Genomic DNA, 19858 nt, shown 5'->3' on the forward strand with positions numbered 1-19858 from the left:
CGCGGCAGTACGTTGCTATTATTGGTACTACGTTATGGCCGCAGAAATATTGACAACAACGAGGTCAACCGCACCATCCATTGATGGCGATGAACGCCGCACGCCGGCGAAGGACGGGCGTCCTGCCGATGCTCGCGCCCAGGAAGGGCGCAACCCGGAAGGACGCGGCCCGGAAGGACGCGCTGCGCGGTGGAGCAGCGCAACGAATGATGAGTTGTATGCCGATAAGCTAAATGATCTTCTCGCCGCATGCCGCAAGAATCTTCGTGCGCTCGATGAAGAGCTAATTATTCGTGCGTTTCGGCTATGCTACGAAGCGCATAAGAACGACCGGCGCGCCTCTGGCGAGCCATATTTCATCCATCCGTTCGAGGTTTCGATGATCGTCGCGCAGGAAATCCCGCTCGATGATATTTCAATCGTCTCCGCACTGCTGCATGATGTGGTTGAGGACACCGTCTATCAACTCTCGGAGATCCGCGAAGAATTTGGCAATGAAGTCGCGGACATTGTGGATGGAGCCACGAAGATAACCGATATTTTCAAGTCCCGCGAAATCACACAGGCCGAGAGCTATCGAAAGCTCCTGCTCTCGATGGTCGGCGATGTTCGCGTCATGCTCGTCAAATTTGCCGATCGCCTGCACAATATGCGGACGATTGAATACTTGCCGCCGGAGCGGCAGTTCCGCATGGCAAAGGAGACGCTCGATATTTACGCTCCCTTTGCCAATCGCTTCGGACTTGGTCGCATCAAGTGGGAAATGGAGGACCTCGCGTTCAAGGTCCTGAACCGCGAAGCCTTCAATGACATCAAGAAAGCCCTGGCCGAAAAGCGGATCGAGCGCGAAACCTATATCGCGAGCTTTATCGAGCCGATTGTCGAGGCGCTGAACGAGCAGAAATTCAAATTCGAAATTGTCGGGCGGCCGAAGCATCTCTTCTCGATCTACAACAAGATGATCCGTTTAGGGAAAGGCCTTGACGAAGTCTACGATCTTTTTGCGATCCGCATTTTACTCGATACGCCCAACGATAACGATTGCTTCGCAGTCTTTGGCATGGTTTCATCGATCTATACGCCTGTCCCTGAGCGATTCAAGAATTACATCTCTCTGCCGAAGAAGAATGGCTACCAGTCCATTCACACAACCGTAATCGGGCCTAATGGTCGTATGGTGGAAGTTCAGATTCGCACGCGGGCGATGAATGAGATTGCGGAAAAAGGAGTCGCGGCGCACTGGAAATACAAAGAGCATATCACAGCCGCCGATCCTGATTTGGAGGAGTGGGTCAAGTGGGTCCGCGATGTCTTCGAGCAGCATGGCGAAGATGCCCCGAGTGTCCTGCTCGAAAGTTTCAAGCTGAACCTCTACCAGGACGAGATATACGTTTTTACGCCGAAGGGTGAGCTGCGTATACTTCCGAAGGGCGCTACAGCGGTCGATTTTGCATTTGAAATCCACTCACAAGTGGGGCTTCGTACGATCGGCGCGAAAGTGAATGGACGCATTGTCCCGCTGCATCAAAAGCTTTCGAGCGGCGATCAGATCGAAATCATCACGTCGAAGAACCAGTCGCCCACATCGGACTGGGAGAAGTTCGTCGTCACCCATAAAGCGCGCTCGCACATTCGCCGATTCTTGAACGACGAGCAGCGCGTGCGCATCCAGCAAGGCCGCGATCTCTGGCGTAAACGTCTCGAGAAAGCGCGACTGCACGTCAATGACGATATGCTGGTCCGCTTTGCCTCCTCCACGCCGCTTGGAACTCTGAGCAAGTTTTACGCGGCCATTGGCGTGGCAGATATCGAGATCGAAGACTATCTCAAGCGCCTGAAAGATTGGCTGCGTCCCGGGAGCGCGAAGGACGATCGTGGAGCCGAGAAACGTGACGAGCCAACAACGGTCTCCTATATGGAGCACTCACGTGCCACAACGGGCATCCTGATTCAGGGCCGAAAGGATAATCTGCTCTATAGCTATGCAAAGTGCTGCAATCCTGTGCCGGGAGATGAAGTGATTGGAGTCGTGACGATTGGCAAGGGCGTCAAGATTCACCGCACGAGCTGCAAGAACATCCAGAAGCTGCAGGCCAGCGGAGAAGAGCGGCTGATCGATGTCTCGTGGCCGAGCACGGAAGAAGGCGCGGACTACTTAGTCGGCGTTCGCGTTTTTGGCGAGGACCGCCCTGGGATGCTCAGCGATCTCACACACGTAATCTCAAGCTACAACAATACGAATATCCGCTCGGTCAATATCGATTCGAAGGACGCGATGTTCGATGGCAAGATGACGGTCTTTGTCAAAAACACATATCATCTCGCGCGGTTGGTCGAGAAGCTCCGTAAAGTCCGTGGCGTCACCAGCGTGGAACGATTCGAAGAATGACCATGACCAATGAGGACTGCATCTTTTGCAAGATTGTCCGCGGCGACTTTCCATCCTGGAAGGTCTTCGAGTCGGCGTCACATATAGCGTTCTTAACTCCTTTCCCGAACACCCCCGGCTTTACTGTCGTCATCCCCAAAGCACATGAGACCGGTGCGATCCTCTCAATGGACGAAGAAAAGTACTTGGACCTGATGATGGCTGCGCGGAATGTCGCCCATACCCTGGAACGCGCACTGAACTGCAAGCGCGTTGGGTTGATTGCCGAAGGGATGGGTGTGGACCACGCTCATGTGAAGCTCATTCCGATGCACGGCATTCCTGATGGTCCCTGGAAACCGATCCTCAGTAAAGAACCGCGTTTTACCGAAATCTATCAGGGCTATCTCACCACCCACGATGGTCCACGGATGCCGGACGCTGAACTCACTCGAGTCCAAAACCTCATATTAAGTGCCTGACGATAACCGTTATCGCATAATGGCGCTCGACTACGGCACGAAACGAGTGGGCGTCGCCATTTCGGATCAAGGCCGAATGCTTGCCTCGGCTCGGGGCACGATCCCGAACGATCAGAATCTTATTCGAACGATCGTTGCATTGGTGCAGGCAGAGTCCGTTCGCACAGTGCTGCTCGGAATCCCACGCACACTTAAGAATACGGAGAGCGCCATGACAAGCGAAGTCCTGAAATTTCGGAAACGACTTCAGGCTGCGCTTGATCCGATTGGCGTTGCGGTGGTGGCACGTGACGAGCGACTGACTTCCATCATTGCGGGGACCAATATCGCCGAGCGCGGCATGAGTAAATCGCGCCGCGAGCAAAAAGGGCTGCACGATGAGGAGGCAGCGCGGATCATTTTGCAGGAGTATTTGGACAGTTCTGGAAACCGGGCGCTCTGATGCCATCCCAGGGCAACGGACAGATTGCGACTCGCGGCGTAGTATATTTGCAGTGTCGGTTTCATTCCTTTCTAAGTCCAGGTAAATCATGGCTCTGTTTCGCCCAATCCTACTCTGCATTCTGGTCACAGCATTCTTCATTTCCTGCTCATCAAATCCTGCTGCGCCGCCTGCATCTTCCGGTTCCATCGCCAAAGGCGACACGGCTCGGCATGCGCTCCGAATCACCCCTGATTCGAGCACGGCCCAGCCTCACAGCACAGTCACGTTCAAGATTTCCGCAACGCCCAGCCCCTTGCCAAAGCCTTACACCATTACGTGGTTAGTTGACACAGTGCGCATGTTTCGCACGAGCCTCGACACATGTTCGTTTACATTCAATGTCTCCGGAAAGCATTCGATCAAGGCGGTGTACGTGGATTCCACTGGCGTTGCGCGCGATTCTGCGCGGACCATCATCACAATCATGACGAGGGACACCGCAATTGACACGTCAACATTTGCGTTGCCATCCACGCTCGGCTCGTTCAAGTTTGTTCGCAATGGCGATACGCTCGATCGCGCGAACGTCCCATCCTATTGCGACGCGATGGCCAGCTACTACAATGAATATTTCGACGGTACGCCGGGAAACCGCATCGCCATTGGCTTCAATTATTCCTCGACACAATATAGTAGTCGTGGCGATTTCGGGTTGACGATTTGGTGCGGATTGACGAAGGGCCTTGTGCCCGCAACCTATGCCATTACAAGCAACGCAGACCAAACGGGCTGCTGGGCCAGCGAGCGGAGCGTCGATAACTGGTACTCTTCCGTACATGCGAGCGGCTACTTTACAATCACGAACATTGACACGGTCCAGAACATGATGTCCGGTTCGTTTTCGGTTGTCGTCGTGGAAACGACTCCGAACAATCCGAATGTGTTCGACACGCTGAAGGGCACGTTCCGGAATGTCTGTTTTCACAGTGGATTGTTCGGACAGGGCTCGATGACAGCCACTGCCGGAACCCTCCAGTTCAAGCCGAACCCAAACCGCGATGATCCGACGGTCGATTACATCGTCGGCAGCGATCAACTGGTTGTGCACTGTGTCGAGCTGGATGCAACGCAGCAAAGCCTTCAGTTGAACGTCTATGCTCCAGCAGTCGGCATATTCCCGCTCACGTGGGCGATAAAGTCCGGAACCGGCTTCGCGCAATACAGCGCAGGCATGGATGTATATTCCAACATGTATGGCGGAAGCGGCACGCTTACCATCACAAAATTCGATACCGTCGCACGCCGGATGTCCGGTACCTTCTCATTTACAGCGCAGACCAGTAGCCATCAGTCGATTACAATTACGAACGGCGTGATCGATAATATGATGTTCGCGAGGGAGTAAATGAGGCCCTTGCCATTATTTGGGCAATGCGGACTCCGAGACGCCATTTGGGTGTTATGTTTCAATGTGATATTGTATAAACTTCCTGAGCCATACCAACTATGAGGCTAATTTTCGATCGTCCCAGTGAAGAAGAGTACGAAGCAGGAACGGTCTTCTGTGTCGGACGCAATTTCGTCGAGCATGCCGAAGAACTCGGCAATGAAGTGCCACAAGACCCGATTATTTTTACGAAGCCGTACAATGCCATCCGGCATGGCTCATATAACATCATCGAGTATCCGCCGCGTACAAAGGAACTTCATTTCGAGGGCGAACTCATCCTGCTACTGCGCGGGGGCGGTCGAAATATTCAGGCTTACAGTGCAGCCGACGTCATTGCCGGCTATGGCGTCGGGCTTGACCTGACAATGCGCGATTTCCAAAATGAAGCGAAGCGCAAAGGCTTGCCCTGGACCGTCGCAAAAGGCTTCGACGGCGCAGCACAGATCAGCCATTTTATTCCGTTCGAATCGGCGCCGCCATTCGAAGAGCTTGGCTTTTCACTCTGGGTCAACGATGAGCTTCGACAGCGCGCATCAACGAACCAGATGATCTTTTCTCCAGAGATGCTGATGCCGTATATCTCGAGATTCTTCGCCGTCCGACCCGGCGATCTTCTCTTCACTGGGACACCCCGCGGCACCGGTCCTCTGGCAATCGAAGACAAGATCATCATGCAGCTACATACCGCAAATCCAGACGAAGTACTGCTCGATTTTCACGCGCAAGTAACAGAATGGGGATGATGGCTCCTTGCGGAATATGCGGGATGAAGGCGGGGTAATGAGGGTTCTGTGGTCACGCTCATAACGGATGAATATCTACTATCTTTCGGGTTTGTTTCTGCTGGCCGTCTTGATCTACTTTGTCGAGCATGCTCTGTATGCCATCGGGGTCTTTCGGGCAATGCGAGAACCAAGTGATGATCTCGATATAGCCAATCGCGATGCGGATCTGTCGCCATTGCCAAGTTGTACGGTTCTTGTCTGCGCGCGCGATGAAGAGCTGAACATCGACCGATGCCTTGCATCACTCGAGAAAATCGATTATCCAAAAGACCGACTTCAGGTCTTGATTGTTGATGATAAATCGACCGACCGCACGCCGCAAATTCTCGAAGCGTGGAAGCAACGCATGCCAAACTTGCAGGTTCTCCGAACCGGTGAAGAAATCATGCACATGCGCGGCAAAGTCAATGCGCTCACGCAAGGCATGGATCACGCTACCGGGGAATTTGTCATGATCACTGATGCTGACAGCCACGTCCGGCCAAACTGGGTACGGCAATATCTGAAGTACTATCACGATGACACAGGAATGGTCGCGAGCATCACGCTGCTCGATGTGAAGTACTTTCTCGATGGCATCCAGTCGATCGACTGGTCGTATCTGCTCGGACTCGCAATGGCCAGCGCGAACGTGAATATTCCACTCAGCGTCATCGGCAATAACATCTCGGTGCGCCGTGCCGCCTATGAAGATGTTGGTGGATATCGAACAATTCCGTTCAGCGTGACAGAAGACTATGCACTGTTCCAGGCCATCTGGCGCAAGAAGCCCTGGAAGGTCAGCTTCCCGCTCCATGGCGACCTCACGGTAATGAGCCAGCCCTGCCCGAACTTCCGTGCCTGGTGGCGGCAGAAGCACCGATGGGTCAAGGGTGGCGAAAGCCTGAAGGCGCTCGGGTACCTTATTTTTATCATTGGTCTTCTTGGTCACGCCGCGATGATCGCCGCACTCTTCGTGCTGCCCGTCGCCGCAGCGCTTGCCGTCATCGCGATAAAATGGTCCGCCGACCTGCTCATCATCCTGCCTGTGCTCACCCGGACCAGCAAGCAATCGTTGCTGAAGTTCTTTCCGATCTATGAAGTTTATCTTGCCCTCTTTATCTTTTCGATGCCAATCATGATGATGCAGAAGAATGTCAAGTGGAAGGGGCGGGTGTACAAGCATTGAGACGAGCAGTCGTACTCGTCATATTATTTCTGGCTCCGGTGATTAGTAATGCTCAGCCGGGGGTCGCCTGGGCTTCCACGAGCCCAATACCAGAGTGGTCATCAGAACCGACTCGATTCCTTGAACCGAATCGATTTGCTATTGTGAAAGAATTATCAGACCGCACCATGTGGCTACAAATGGGATTTGGTCGCCCTATTCTTCAGGTTGGAACCCGAGCCGGTCTTGGCCTCGAGGGCGAAGCATGGAGCCGTCTTCGATTACTTTCAGACTTCCGATTCCCGGTCGAGACGGTTGATTATTTCTTTGGTGCCTTCCTGCTATGGGGAGACGGCATCTCAAATTGGCGCGCGCGAATCAGTCACATTTCTTCGCACGATGTAGATGGCAAAGACACGGTTGTAGCGGGATCGAGCAGCAAATATAGCCGCGAATTTGTTGAGGCAATGTGGCAAACGCCGCTTTGGATCGATCATAACTTCCTTCTTACAATCGGCATTCGGAGTTACTTTCACCAGGTCACAAAGATAGAGCCGTGGATCGCAGCACCCGCGGACCTAACTTGGTGTTTCTTTCGTAACTCAACCCGGGAAGCCGGCGAACAGGGACGACTTCTTTCCTGGACACGCCGTACACTAAACCTATTTGTTTCGAGCGATTCGGGACCGGTCTTCCCTTCCTTAGCAACTGGCTTTCGTTTCGAGCAATCGGCAGAGCACCTAGGTACATCCGACCTAATTTGCTATTACTATTACGGCGCCTCCTGGGCTGGCACGGATGCGGGTGCAAAAGTAAGTCAACTCAAATTACAACTCGATGTCCGAGGTCTCTAACTCATCGATCTCCACCCCGATTCCGGGTCGAACGCCAGTCCAGCGCTTATTCGATCGTGCGCTCGGCAAGCAGCGGCTCTGGCTGCACATCACGCTATTCGTCCTCACGTTCTTCACCACGACCGTTGCGGGTGTTCAGTGGCGCGGGCTTGCACACGATCTCGGCGATATTGCGAATCTCCACTTCGGATTTGAATACGCTGCGCTCATCCTTGCATTCCTGACAGCGCACGAGTTCGGGCATTTCATCGCCGCGCGAATTCATGGCGTTGATGCGACACTCCCCTACTATATTCCATTTCCGGGCTATATGTCGGGCCAGATCAACTTTGGTACACTCGGCGCCGTAATCCGGACCCGCTCTCGGGTGCCATCGAACAAAGTTATGTTCGATATCGGCGTTGCCGGACCAATCTCCGGCTTCATCGCTTGCATTATCATACTTGCCATCGGCTTTGCGACGCTGCCCGGTATCGAGTATCTGCAACAGATTCACCCCGGCTATCCGAATGTGCCCAGCGGGCCTGGTGTAATGGAGTTGACCTTCGGTAAGACCATCTTCTTCACGATCATGGAGAAGCTCTTCGCAAATTCCAATGGATACATCCCGCCCATGACGGAGATCTATCACTACCCGATGCTCTGCGCTGGCTGGTTCGGATTATTCGTGACAGCTCTGAATCTGCTGCCTGTCGGACAGCTCGATGGTGGACACTTGACTTACACGCTCTTCGGTCGCCGCGCCCATCGCACGATCGGACAACTGACCGCGATCGGACTTTTCGCAATCTCTTTGCCGTCGGCGGCGCTTTATATCTTCGACACCCCGCCGGGATGGCTGCAAAGCCTTATGATTCCCGGCGGAGAAATGTGGCTCATGTGGGCGATCATTACAACGCTCATCATTCGCTTCCATCACCCGCCTTCCGAGGACGAGAGTCCGTTGGACCTTCGCCGTTCGATTATTGGCTACATCGCGATCCTGATCTTCATCCTCTGCTTCACACCCTCACCGCTCGTCGTGACGGGACAGTAGAGCGAGAAGGAAACGGCCTCGCCTCCCTCGGCTAATTGCCAGTGAAAGTTACCTTCTTCCCTACCGAGCTGAGCCCTAACAAGGCATCGCTTGTGCGGAAGATGGCCGGAAGTTCTTCGAGTTCGGAAAAACAACCTCTGGCCTCGTTGACGAGCCGTTCGGCAACGTGAAGCGCGATCGGCGCCTTCTGGCGAATGCGCTTACGGAATCGGTCGATTTCATCATTGGCCAGGCCGCTCGAAAGCGGTTGATCACTGATCAGCTTATCCACCGTCACTTCCTCGAAGAGACTATTGATCGCAGCCCAGGGATGTGTGGCAGAAGCCTGCTCGAGTTGCCGCCGGGTCATGTTACCCTGTAATATCTGGAAATACTCATCGGACTCGATGACGCTATCGATCAGCCCCACCTGAGCGGCATCGGTGGCACCGAGCATCTCGCCCGTGAAGATGAGATATTTCGCAATCCCTTTTCCGGTTCGGCGCACGGTACGTTGCGTACCACCGAGTCCGGGATAGATACCGATACCAGTCTCAGGAAACGCAAGTTGAGCATCCTTGAGCGCGTATATTTCATCGGCGCACAGCGCGAGCTCGAGTCCGCCGCCCAGCGTCAGACCGTTTAGCAGCGCAATCACCCGCTTTGGGCAGCGGTCGATGCGATCAAATACTTGTTGCGCACGCTCGGTAAATTCGATGATGCGCTCGATGCTTCCTTTGCGAATGTTTTTGATAAAGAACCCAATATCCGCACCGGCTACGAATGCTTTGCCTGTTCCCGTAAGTACGATCGTGTCGCAGCGCGGGTCGCGCGCAGCTTCTTCGAATCGCTCCGAGAGCTGCGTGATGACATCTTCGTTCAATGCGTTCAGATCCTCGGGTCGCTCGAACGTGATAATCGCCGTGCGGGCAGAATAGCGAAGCGACACAAATTGCATCGGCTCGAATGCCGTTGCGATTCCCTGTAGCACCTCGGACTCATACCGTTTGGCGATTGCATTAATCATCCGATCCACAGTATCACGGCCAGCCGCCTGCATCATCTCAATCGGCCCCTTACGCCATGCCAGACCGATGCGAGCTCCGCGATTCAGTTCCGAAGGCGTGCAGACGTCCTCGGCAAGCAGTTCGCCGCAAACAAAGAATACCACGCCGAGCATCCGGTCGCGAATCGCTTGCTCAACATCCGGATTGACCGGTGCAGAATCGGCGGTATCTTCAGCGATCTCCCATGGGTTGCCTTTCGAGCCCTGGTCTCTTAGTACCTTCGCAACAGCATAGAGCGGCCCGAGCGATTCGAGCGTCCGTTCCGCATGATACGCGATGGCCACGCCGGTGGCGTTCATCAACGCGAACGGCCCCATGCCAATTTGGAACGTGGAGCGGCAAACACTGTCGATGATTCGCGTGGCTTCGGCAGGATTTTCGCCTGCAATACCTTCTTCAAGCAGCCGCGCTGCCTCATTCAGCCATGGTACAAAGAAACGATTCACTACAAACCCTGGCCGGTCACGGCATACGATCGGGTCTTTTCCGGTCTCGAATGCAAACCGTTGCAGCGCCTGGACTGTCTCAGGGGATGTGCATTCTCCCGGGATGATCTCGACGAGCCGGTTCTTTGCTGCATGGAAGAAGTAGTGTACTCCGCAGAACCGAGCTCGATTCGATACGGACTTCGCAAGGACCGATACGGAGAACGATGACGTGTTCGTGGCAATGATCGCCTCGTCGCGCAGGATAGCACTCAATTTTGCGAAGAGCGCCTTTTTGGCTTCGAGATCTTCAAAGATTGCTTCGACGACGAGATCACAGACTGCAAGGTCCGTTGCCTCCGCCGTGCCGTGGATTCGCCCTAGAATGTCTTCTACCTGATCGCTGGTGAATACCTTGCGAGCCACTCCTTCAGCTAGACTTGCTTTGAGTGCAGCCATGCCACGCTCGACAAAACCCAGCGTTCGGTCATGCAGGATAACCGTGAATCCTTCTTGTGCAAATTTCTGCGCAATCGCCGCGCCCATTGTCCCGGCGCCGACCACGCCAACTGTCTCAATCGCTTTCATTGATTACTCCTTGGATGTCCGCGATCTTTGGCGCGCTCATCCATTCTGGTTTTCGTTTTTCGAGAAATGCCGCGATCCCTTCGTTGGCATCGTGGGTCTCCATAAGTTCATGGACATAGAGTCGTTCGAGCCGCGGAAGGTGCACTCGAAGTGTCTCTGTAAAAACCGATCGTTCTGCTTGCGTGGCAAACCGAAGAGAACTCGCACTTTTCGGAAGGAGATGCGTGCGAATCCAATCATCGGCGCCGTCCCGCAGGGCCTCTGTCGTTTGGTACAATCGATTGACAAGGCCCATTGCATAGGCGCTCGCCGCGGGGATATTCTCACCGGTAAGCAATACTTCCTCGGCGCGACCATAGCCAATCTTGAGCGGAAGCAGGAGCGAGGCAGGTGGTGGAAAGACCCCAAGCTTGATTTCCGGCTGACCGAAGACCGCCGTCTCATCGGCAAAAATGAGATTTGTGGCAAGCACCACTTCCATTGCGCCGCCGAGACAATATCCGGAAACAACGCTGATGACTGGAATCCCAAGCGTCGCGATGTCCTGAATTAAGCCATGGAAATCGTGGATCATATCGGCGGCATGTACGCGTGTATGTTCCTCGACACTCGCACCAAATGAGAAGTGTTTTCCCTCTCCGGTAATAATAACGGCCTTGACCGTCGGATCCTGTTTGATTGCAGCAAGCGATTTCCGCAATTCCTCCATCGCCGCACGAGTAAGGATATTGCCCTTGCTACCCGTCAATGTGAGACGCACGCACGAGGGCTCGGGCGCGCCAGTGGCAAGCGCACGCTCAATGCGAAGGCATCTCAGTTCTGTGTCAGAGACCTTCATACTTGCGCAAATTGCGGAGAAATTTCTCGAACGAGTTCTTCGGTCCAGGGAGTACCTTCGGCGAGCAATTGTCTCAGTCGGATAAAATCGACCTCGCGATGCTCCTTCGGCCCGTCATTGAATGCCTTGAAGCCAGCAGAAGCTTCGGTCATCATATTGAGCCCGAGCCACTCGCGATTGCTCTCTTTATTCGCATCCCAATGCTCGAGCTTCTTCTTTCGCACCGATCCAAGCGTCTTTGTGAGGCAGTTCGGGAATGTGTTCATGAGCTTCATGCACAGCCGTTCGACTGCGTCATCGAGCTTCGAAAGATCAATCGTCGCCCGCTTCATTAGCGCCTTGCCATCGGCGAGCGCAGTACCGGTCTTCATCGTACCGTATACAAGCTGGCCACTCTCATCGACCCAGCGATCGGTGACCACTAACGGATTCGGTACCCAAGCGCCATCAATGCGAGTTGCAGGCACGACTTCTGTGATGAGACCATATCGATAGGCTTCGTGTGCGGTCCAGGGTTCACAGACCGTACAGGAAAACATCGCACGCTCGATGCCTACGAACAGATGAAGGAAGTCTGTCGAGCCGCCATCCGGAGCACTCCCATGCTTCGGTCCAGCCTGACCAAACCGAGCGAGGTCCTGTGCGATAGAGTAATCGCAGGCCATGCCAATCTCCTGCCCACCACCAATGCGCATACCATTGACACGATTGATGACCGGCTTATCACACATGAGAATGGCCGAGACCATATCGTTGAAAAGCCGCATGTACTGCTTGTACTCTGGCGGATTCCCGGCATAGTACTCGGCATATTCTTTGGTATTGCCGCCGGTGCAAAATGCTTTGTCACCGACGGCGGTGAATACCACGGAGGACACGCTGCGATCGTTAGAGGCTTCGCGAAATGCGAGGATCACCTCTTTGATCATCTCGGTCGTATAGGAGTTATACTGATCGGGATTGTTCAGGACAATCCAGGCATTGAACAAGCCATCGATGGCTTCGCCGGTACTGGTCCTGCAGGGGCGCTTCTCGAAGTTGATGTGCGAGTATTCGGCCCGCACCAAATTGTGATTGATGAGTTGCTTCATGGTCGTAATGGATTGCCGTTCGGTACGAGGACTGAGCGTTTCGTGTATTTGTGCGCGAGCGTATTATGAAATATTTGATTGATATCGTCCATCGGAAATTTCTCGACAAACGGCTCGACAGTGAGCCGGCCATCCGCGAAGAGATCCAGAATCTCCGGATACAGCTCCGGCTTGCAAGCCCAGGTGCCGATCATCGTCGCATCGAAGGCCATGAGATTGCTCAGGCGGACTTCCATCTTATCCATCGTGAAGCCAACGATCGAAACCGTTGAGGCATAGGACATAAGATTGAATGCCAGTTCTTGTCCCGCCTTCGTACCAGAAAATTCGAAGATCTTCCAGCCGTTGGTGGGAGTTCCAAGCTTCGTCGCGAGTTCGCGCACTTTGCTCTTGATAGCCTTAAGTTCGAGTCCGCTTGTATTCAGTGTTGCGGGAATGCCCATGGCCGAGGCCGATGCAAGCCGCTCATCGCTGATGTCGATAGCGAGCACCTTGCCACCGTACAGCTTGGCGATCAGCGCGCCATAAATGCCGACGCCGCCGATTCCAACAACAATCGCAAGATCGCCGGCCACAAGGCCAGACTTCCTCACGGCCTGATATGGGGTGGCCACCGCATCCGCGATCACACTGAGCGTTGCAAGATCATGATGTTGCAGCAGTCGCTCGGGTACCGGACAGAGAAAGCGAGCAGGCACAGTGATGTGCGAGGCAAAGCCTCCGTCAAAATCGTTACCCGGCATCTTCTGATTGCGGCAAATATTGCTTCGACCGGACGTGCACAGCTCGCACTCACCGCATGGCAAGACTGCCGGAATAATGACACTACGTCCGATGAGTTCGGTTGGTCCATCCTCGACCACGCCGCTGATCTCGTGACCAAGTGTCAGAGGCAACGCATGACGCGTCGCTACGCCATCGTGCCAGAATCCAATGTCGGTGTGGCACACGCCGCAGCCGGCAATTTTGATGAGTGCCTCGCCCGCCGCTAACGTCGGAATCGGAATCGAGGTCTGCACCAAGTCCGCATCGCGGGCGACCATGCGCCAGGAGGAGAGTGTCTTTGCCATTGAAGTGCTTAGTTGAGATTTTCGAGTAGCATCGCCGTGCCTTGGCCGCCGCCAATACATGCGGTGGCGATACCGAAACGGACGTTGCGCTCCTGCAGCGAGCGAGCAACGGTGAGCGCGAGCCGCGTGCCTGTCGCCGCGAGCGGATGCCCGAGCGCAACGGCTCCACCATTCACGTTTACTTTCTCGTGATCTAGTCCGAGCACCCGCTCGCATGCAATTACTTGCGCCGCAAATGCTTCGTTGATTTCGAAGAGTCCGATATCAGAAACAGTCAGACCAGCCAACTCGAGGAGCAATTGAATTGCCGGTACGGGGCCGATGCCCATATACTTTGGATCGACGCCACACGTTGCAGCAGCGACGAGACGAGCCAGCGGCTTCGACCCATTTCGCGAAGCAGCTTTGGAGCCCGAACTAATGATGACCGCGCTGGCGCCATCCACAATTGCTGCACTGTTTCCAGCCGTTTGCACACCATCCTTCCGGAACGATGTTGGCAACCCGGCAAGGGCTTCGGCGGTCGTCGCACGAATATGCTCGTCCTTCGACACGATGCTGCCCTTCTTACCGACGCGAATTGCCCGTGGCTGCAATCCTTCAACTGCAAATGTTGTGGATTGGACCTCGGTGATCTCAGGCGCGAAGTATCCGCGTTCCTGGGCCTTGGCCGCGCGGTCTTGTGAGCACTTGCCAAAGGCGTCCGTGTCTGCGCGCAGGATGCCGTATTTCTCGGCAACATTTTCACCGGTTTGCCCCATTGAGAATCCGGCTGCTGTATCATCCAGTGCTTCCCAAAGCATGTCCTTGAAAACGACTTGCCCTAAGTGATAGCCCATCCGATTGCCGAAGCTAGCCGTCGGAGCAAGCGACATACTCTCGGCGCCGCAGCATAGCACCGTGTCTGCCTTGCCAAGCATGATCTGTTCCGCGCCGGTCACCATCGTTTCAATTCCCGATGCGCAGATCCGCTGCACTTGAAGCGCCGGGACTCCGATTGGAAGGCCAGCATAGAGTGCGATATGTCGCGCTACGAAATACGCATCATAACTCGCCTGTCCGATATTCGCGATGATGGCCTGATCGACATCGGCTGGGGACGTGCCGGTCCGTTCAAGTGCACCCCGCGAAGCAATGATACCGAGATCTGTCGGTGAAATGCGCGAAAGCGAGCCGCCCAAATCTCCGAACGGAGTCCGAGCTCCTCCGAGAAGGACGATGTCATCGAACGTAATGCCGATTCCGCGCTCAGAATGATGAAAACTCTTCATGCAGTTGCTTCTGTAAGGATGGGAAGTGGTATGGATGATTTCTCATCCGGGCAGGAGGTTACCGTGGCCACTGATGTCGGCGCTTGCGTCGGCGACACGGGCTGGATATTAGCATGGCGCTGCGCAAATAATGCCGCGCCAAATGCCACGCAAAACTGTGGGTTGGAAACTATGCTAACCGGCTTCTGAAATCGCTCGGCCAACAAAGTCCGGAGGAATGGATGGTAAGCGATGACACCGCCCGCAAGCACGATCGGAAGATCCGAATCGGTCTTCAGTTTATGGATACGGTTGGCTAATGAAAGATAGACGCCTCGGGCGATATCTTCGATCGGTACTTGATCGAAGCTCCATTTCATTACTTCGGTCTTTGCAAAGACCGTACAAAAACTGTTCAGCTCTTTTGCGGTCGAAGACAATGCGGCGAGTTTACTCATCTCGTCGATCGGGATTTCGACCTTCTCGGCCATCTCCGTCAGGAACGCGCCGGTGCCAGAGGCACACTTCGAGTTCATATAAAAATGCTTTACGGCGCCACTCTTATCGATAGTAATGATCTTGATATCTTCGGCGCCGATATCAATGATGTTGGAGCCTGCGCCTGTCAGTTGGAAGACTCCACGTGCCGCACAGTGGATCTCCGTCTTGGTTACGTCCGCGCCGGGAAATTGCTCGCGTCCATATCCGGTCGCACAAATTGTGTGAATCGGGAAGCGGTCTCGGACCTCATCGAGGGTATTGGCAAGTGGTTTCTTATCTCGCGTGAGTGTCTTGACCACTTCATGGTACAGGACATCGCGCTGGTCGTTGATGACGACGATCTTCGTGTAAGCCGAACCAAGATCGACACCGAGATAGTATTTACCACTCTGGCCGTTGGCTTCTGCCGGAATATTCGGCAGTGCAAATTGACCACGCTGAATTGATGGTCGCACCGGAGCTGCACCCTGAACGGCCAACGATTTTTGCGTGATCGCCTTCACCATATTTGTGAACGCCAGGTGCATCGGCGTTGGCAGATAGTGTTTCTTGCCGTATTCGACAAACTTGCCGTTGAGATAATCGATCTCGGTTGGCCGCTTGTGCATTAAATCAACGGCAAGCGATGGAAAGTGACTTCCCGACTTGCGGAGATAGCGCATGCAGTGCCGAATGAAATTCACTTCAAAATGAATGTTTTCGGCTTTTGCAATCGCAATGGACTCCATGATGACCTGCTCGATGATATCGACCATATCGGGCAGGGCCATGACCTCCTTCATGTTCATTTGAGCGACACCACAAAGTGCGCTCAGAGAGGAATTGAGAATTGTCTTTTCCCAAACCCGACGGAGAATCTCGAAGGAATCGACAGCCAGCGTATCCAGATGCACGCTCGAAAGCAGATCAGCCCACCAGCGAGCCTCTTCGGTTTTCGAGTCATCGATTGAGGCGATGTAATTCGGTGGATTGAAGAAGCTGACGCCGATCACGTTTGGTGCTCGATGGTTGCCGGCATAATTGACCACCATCCGAAATGTGTTCGATTCACCAAACGCCTCGGCCAATTCCAGTTCGGTATCGATCCCGTTTTGTACGCTAATGAACAACGTTCCTGCTCTCGGAAAGTCCGCCATCTCACGGATGAGCCCCGCGAGATGATAGGCCTTGACACAGAACACGATGATATCTGGCTTCACGGCCAGCAAGTCGCGAACTGACGTGAAGAGATGTTCGAACGTTGCCTTCTTGCGCATGACGCCGGACAATTCGATACCCTCCTTTTGAATAAGGTGCATCCGCGCCTTATCCAAATCGCACAGCAATACGTCGAATTCTTCGCCATTCGCTTGTTGCGCAGCTTCCTGTAAGTGCACCGCGAGGATCTGGCCGACGGGCCCCAGTCCTACGACTGCAATCTGCTTGCGTTTTGGTTCGCCCATCTGTGTTTGTTCCATCAGGCTTCCACTCCGAGCTTGGCATCCACCAGTTGTTCCAGAAACGCTTCGATCTTGGTGATGGACTGTCCTTCCGAGAAGAATCGCAAATCACAAAGATCGCCTTCGATTACCAGGGAGGGCACACCAGTCACCGCCTGCAGCCTTGGCGGCATTCCGAACCGGGAATTCGTATTGTTGAAACAGGTCCGAGCATCATGGTAAATGATCCCGTCGACGCGATACTCCTCCATGAGTTCGGCAAGCATTTTCTCTTTGGCTTGTTCGCTCCGATTGATGAAGATTTGAGTATAAGCGAGCGCGGTCGATTCGAATGGGTTCGTCTCGTCCATCGTGTCGAGAATCCAACTGTTGCAGTAAGTCGATGCAACCACAACCGAATTGTTGGAGTGAAACAGATTGGAGATCGCACGCAGCTTGCCCCAGATCGGCATTCCATCCCAGTAGATCCGGCAAATCTCATTCGGGGCAACACCAACCCCGGTGCCGACCCGGCCCATGACCTCGACGAGGAGCGCTTCGTAGTAGCTCACTGCGTATTCAGTACCGCGCAAGACCACAATCGGTCCCATGTGAATGCAGCCATCGAAGAAGTTGAGTGGAGCAGGTGAGGTTTTTGCCGTCTCAAGGACCAACCGCCACAAGACTGACGCTTCCTTACTGAGCCTGACGGTTTCGCGAAACCGATCGATATCAAAATGGACGCCGCTGACCTGTTCGAGGATCGGGATGAGTGATTCAAATTGGCGCCGTACGTCGGCAACGTGCTCGGATGTAACCTCATCTACAAACCGCGGTGGATTGACTGTCACGAGCGGAACATTGAAATGCCGAGCGTAGAAGGAGAACCAGTCCTGTACCTCTCGGCATTGATTTGTCGTCACGGCCAGGACATCTGGGCGCGGAACATGGCTCAAGCCATAGTGCTGGGTTAGCGGCGTTTTGCCCTCGAGGAACGCACCAATGTCACTGGTAAGATAGGAGCAGATGTCCGCAGCATATCCTTGCTTGACAGCGACCGGAATAAAATCGCTTGCCTGCCGGGTTGCGCCAAGCAGTGCACCATGGTTCTCCGGAAAATACACTTCGAATCCAAACGCCCGCAATAGTTCAGCCGGGCCGGTACTTGTACACCAGGCAACTTTCTTTCCAGTCTGCTCGCACTCGCCCAACCGGGCGAAATACTTCCGCATGGTCTCTTTGAGCAGTTGCGTCGAGTGCAATTCCTGGGTTGCCATTGTTATTCCTAATGAGCAGACGTGGAAGATTGAAGTGCTACGACGAAGTGATTGCCCATTGGAGGGGTAGCCTCGGATTCGACATTGCGATAGATACGATCGATTGCCGAGCGATATGCAGCGACAACTTTGTCCGGAATTACTTTCATCGAAGGCGTTAGGGTACCGCTATCGATCGAGAGTTCGTCATCGACGAGGATCGCATAGGGAACGCGCGCAAATTTCGGCGTGATCGTCTCGTTTGCCTCTACCAGGCAGCCATGCAAGCACTGCGAAAGATCATCGAGCGATCGCGGACATACGCATCCCGCGTTAGCAGGATGGTCTGATTCGTGGCCCTGACCACGAAGAAGCCCGCGATTTGGAAAGAGCAATGCCACCGGAAACTTCTCCCCGCGGCCTTCGAGCACGACAAATGTCAGGTAAGGACAGGCGCCCTGCAGCGCGCGCTCGATGTCAGCCGAAACGATCTTCTCCCCATTCGATAGTTTGAAGATCCGATCGTTTCTGCCAATAAGCCGAAGGCCTTCCTCACTAAGCGACCCAATGTCACCTGTTCGGAACCATCCATCTTCGGTAAACGAGGCCGCATTGGCCTCGTCGTTGGCAAAATATCCGCGCATCACATTTGGACCATGAACTTGGATTTCGCCATCAGATGCAATTCGCAATTCGATACCAGGTATGGGATGCCCAACAATTCCGGATTTGCGTTTCGACTGAACTCCGGTGATCGTGCAGCATGGAGAGGTTTCGGTAAGCCCCCACCCTTCGATGATTCGGACCCCATGCTGTTCGAACTCACGCGCCACGAACTCCGGCAATGGAGCCGCTGCGGTAAAAACAAATTTCAAATCCGGATGGAAGAACGCCTCGAGTGCTTCACGATCGCCACGCACCAGATCAACGAGCGATTGATAGACGCGCGGCACACTAAAGAATGCGGTCGGGCGGATTTGCTCCCACTGTTCGAGAATCGACCGAGGGTCCTTTCCAAATGATGGTTCGAGCCACATCGGCACGCGGCGGTAGAGCGAGGTAAACAACTCGAAAATCCCACCGAAACTATGATGCCATGGCAAATACGAGAGCAGCCGATCGTTCTCGTTCAAATTCCAGACTTCCTCGAGCGCCGCCTGCTGCGAAAGGATATTCCGATGGGAGAGCTCGACTAATTTTCGTTTTGCTGTCGTACCCGAGGTATATTGCCGCAGGCAAATCGCATCAGGATCGGCGCCGAATGAAAGTGCGGAAAGATCGAATGGATCCAGATGCGCATCATCCGTTTGACGAACGACACCCTCCGTAAGCAATCCGAATGGCAATAAATCCGGAAATCGCACATCTCGCACATCATCAAATACAAACAGCCGCTCAATTTGTGACGTCGGTGACATGCGCTGGAGTTGCGCCGCTCCCTGAACCGCGACGATGCGCGCACCGGAAAACTCGAGCAGGTGATCGAGCATCGCCGGAGGATAAAACGGAAAGATCGGAACGGCAACTCCTCCGCTTGCCATCACGGCCAGCTCGAGTTCCAGCATCTCCAGCCGATTCTGCGAAACGATCGCAACGGCCTCACCTTCACGAAGTCCGTTCTCGCGAAGTCCGCGTGCAATCATGCAGACGGTCTCCACAAGATTCAACCAATTCGGACCCTGCCACCCATTCCGGGTCAGTTGGCAAAAGGTCCCGCCTCGCGGAAGGTGCCGAACATTGTGCTCGAGCATGGATGCAATGTTTGGAACCACCGGACCAAGCGGCGAACCTTGCGTGTTCGTGAGAATAGTCGATACTGAGTCGCTCAT

16 protein-coding genes are annotated in these 19858 nt (G+C 54.2%); 8 read left to right on the forward strand and 8 right to left on the reverse strand.

What is annotated here, in order from left to right; genetic code table 11:
- Nucleotides 1-34 precede the first annotated feature (34 nt).
- The 8 genes from Q8902_09480 to Q8902_09515 all read left to right on the forward strand — a co-directional run bounded on the left by Q8902_09480 (nucleotide 35) and on the right by Q8902_09515 (nucleotide 8546).
- The gene (locus Q8902_09480) at nucleotides 35-2389 is read left to right on the forward strand and encodes a bifunctional (p)ppGpp synthetase/guanosine-3',5'-bis(diphosphate) 3'-pyrophosphohydrolase (protein ID MDP4199790.1); all 2355 of its coding nucleotides are present in this window, start codon (nucleotides 35-37) and stop codon (nucleotides 2387-2389) included.
- On the forward strand, nucleotides 2386-2850 hold the full coding sequence (locus Q8902_09485) for an HIT family protein (protein ID MDP4199791.1): 465 nt from the start codon (nucleotides 2386-2388) through the stop codon (nucleotides 2848-2850). Before Q8902_09480 ends, Q8902_09485 begins: the two co-directional genes overlap by 4 nt.
- Before the next feature lie 19 nt (nucleotides 2851-2869).
- Nucleotides 2870-3292 carry a Holliday junction resolvase RuvX gene (gene ruvX / locus Q8902_09490; protein ID MDP4199792.1) on the forward strand — a complete coding sequence of 141 codons (423 nt, stop codon included), beginning with the start codon at nucleotides 2870-2872 and terminating at the stop codon, nucleotides 3290-3292.
- Nucleotides 3293-3380: 88 nt separating this feature from the next.
- Complete coding sequence (locus Q8902_09495) at nucleotides 3381-4679, forward strand: DUF6252 family protein (protein ID MDP4199793.1); 1299 nt, start codon at nucleotides 3381-3383, stop codon at nucleotides 4677-4679.
- 101 nt (nucleotides 4680-4780) lie between these two features.
- A complete protein-coding gene (locus tag Q8902_09500) occupies nucleotides 4781-5467 on the forward strand; it encodes a fumarylacetoacetate hydrolase family protein (protein MDP4199794.1) in 687 nt (228 codons plus the stop codon).
- Nucleotides 5468-5534: 67 nt separating this feature from the next.
- Nucleotides 5535-6677 (forward strand): glycosyltransferase, encoded by a 1143-nt coding sequence (locus tag Q8902_09505; protein ID MDP4199795.1) that lies wholly within the window; start codon nucleotides 5535-5537, stop codon nucleotides 6675-6677.
- Between the two features lie 143 nt (nucleotides 6678-6820).
- Nucleotides 6821-7510, forward strand: a complete 690-nt coding sequence (locus Q8902_09510) for a hypothetical protein (GenBank protein ID MDP4199796.1) — start codon at nucleotides 6821-6823, stop codon at nucleotides 7508-7510.
- Nucleotides 7494-8546: a site-2 protease family protein gene (locus Q8902_09515; protein ID MDP4199797.1), complete on the forward strand. Its 1053-nt coding sequence runs from the start codon at nucleotides 7494-7496 to the stop codon at nucleotides 8544-8546. Before Q8902_09510 ends, Q8902_09515 begins: the two co-directional genes overlap by 17 nt.
- 31 nt (nucleotides 8547-8577) lie before the next feature.
- Here the strand turns inward: Q8902_09515 and Q8902_09520 are convergent, their stop codons facing one another.
- The 8 genes from Q8902_09520 to Q8902_09555 are packed head-to-tail and all read right to left on the reverse strand — an operon-like array spanning nucleotide 8578 to nucleotide 19858.
- Nucleotides 8578-10605, reverse strand: coding sequence for a 3-hydroxyacyl-CoA dehydrogenase/enoyl-CoA hydratase family protein (locus Q8902_09520; GenBank protein MDP4199798.1), 2028 nt, complete (start codon nucleotides 10603-10605; stop codon nucleotides 8578-8580).
- The gene (locus tag Q8902_09525) at nucleotides 10592-11443 is read right to left on the reverse strand and encodes an enoyl-CoA hydratase/isomerase family protein (GenBank protein ID MDP4199799.1); all 852 of its coding nucleotides are present in this window, start codon (nucleotides 11441-11443) and stop codon (nucleotides 10592-10594) included. Before Q8902_09525 ends, Q8902_09520 begins: the two co-directional genes overlap by 14 nt.
- A complete protein-coding gene (gene oah / locus Q8902_09530; GenBank protein MDP4199800.1) occupies nucleotides 11440-12534 on the reverse strand; it encodes a 6-oxocyclohex-1-ene-1-carbonyl-CoA hydratase in 1095 nt (364 codons plus the stop codon). The genes Q8902_09525 and oah overlap by 4 nt, the downstream gene beginning before the upstream one ends.
- Complete coding sequence (gene had / locus Q8902_09535) at nucleotides 12531-13604, reverse strand: 6-hydroxycyclohex-1-ene-1-carbonyl-CoA dehydrogenase (GenBank protein ID MDP4199801.1); 1074 nt, start codon at nucleotides 13602-13604, stop codon at nucleotides 12531-12533. The genes oah and had overlap by 4 nt, the downstream gene beginning before the upstream one ends.
- An 8-nt stretch (nucleotides 13605-13612) precedes the next feature.
- Nucleotides 13613-14875, reverse strand: a complete 1263-nt coding sequence (locus Q8902_09540; GenBank protein ID MDP4199802.1) for a thiolase family protein — start codon at nucleotides 14873-14875, stop codon at nucleotides 13613-13615.
- Nucleotides 14872-16812 carry a 2-dehydropantoate 2-reductase gene (locus tag Q8902_09545; GenBank protein MDP4199803.1) on the reverse strand — a complete coding sequence of 647 codons (1941 nt, stop codon included), beginning with the start codon at nucleotides 16810-16812 and terminating at the stop codon, nucleotides 14872-14874. Before Q8902_09545 ends, Q8902_09540 begins: the two co-directional genes overlap by 4 nt.
- Nucleotides 16812-18050 (reverse strand): 2-hydroxyacyl-CoA dehydratase family protein, encoded by a 1239-nt coding sequence (locus Q8902_09550; GenBank protein MDP4199804.1) that lies wholly within the window; start codon nucleotides 18048-18050, stop codon nucleotides 16812-16814. The genes Q8902_09545 and Q8902_09550 overlap by 1 nt, the downstream gene beginning before the upstream one ends.
- Before the next feature lie 8 nt (nucleotides 18051-18058).
- Nucleotides 18059-19858: an AMP-binding protein gene (locus Q8902_09555; protein ID MDP4199805.1), complete on the reverse strand. Its 1800-nt coding sequence runs from the start codon at nucleotides 19856-19858 to the stop codon at nucleotides 18059-18061.

This window comes from Bacteroidota bacterium (genome assembly GCA_030706745.1).
Lineage (GTDB): Bacteria > Bacteroidota > Ignavibacteria > Palsa-1295 > Palsa-1295 > PALSA-1295.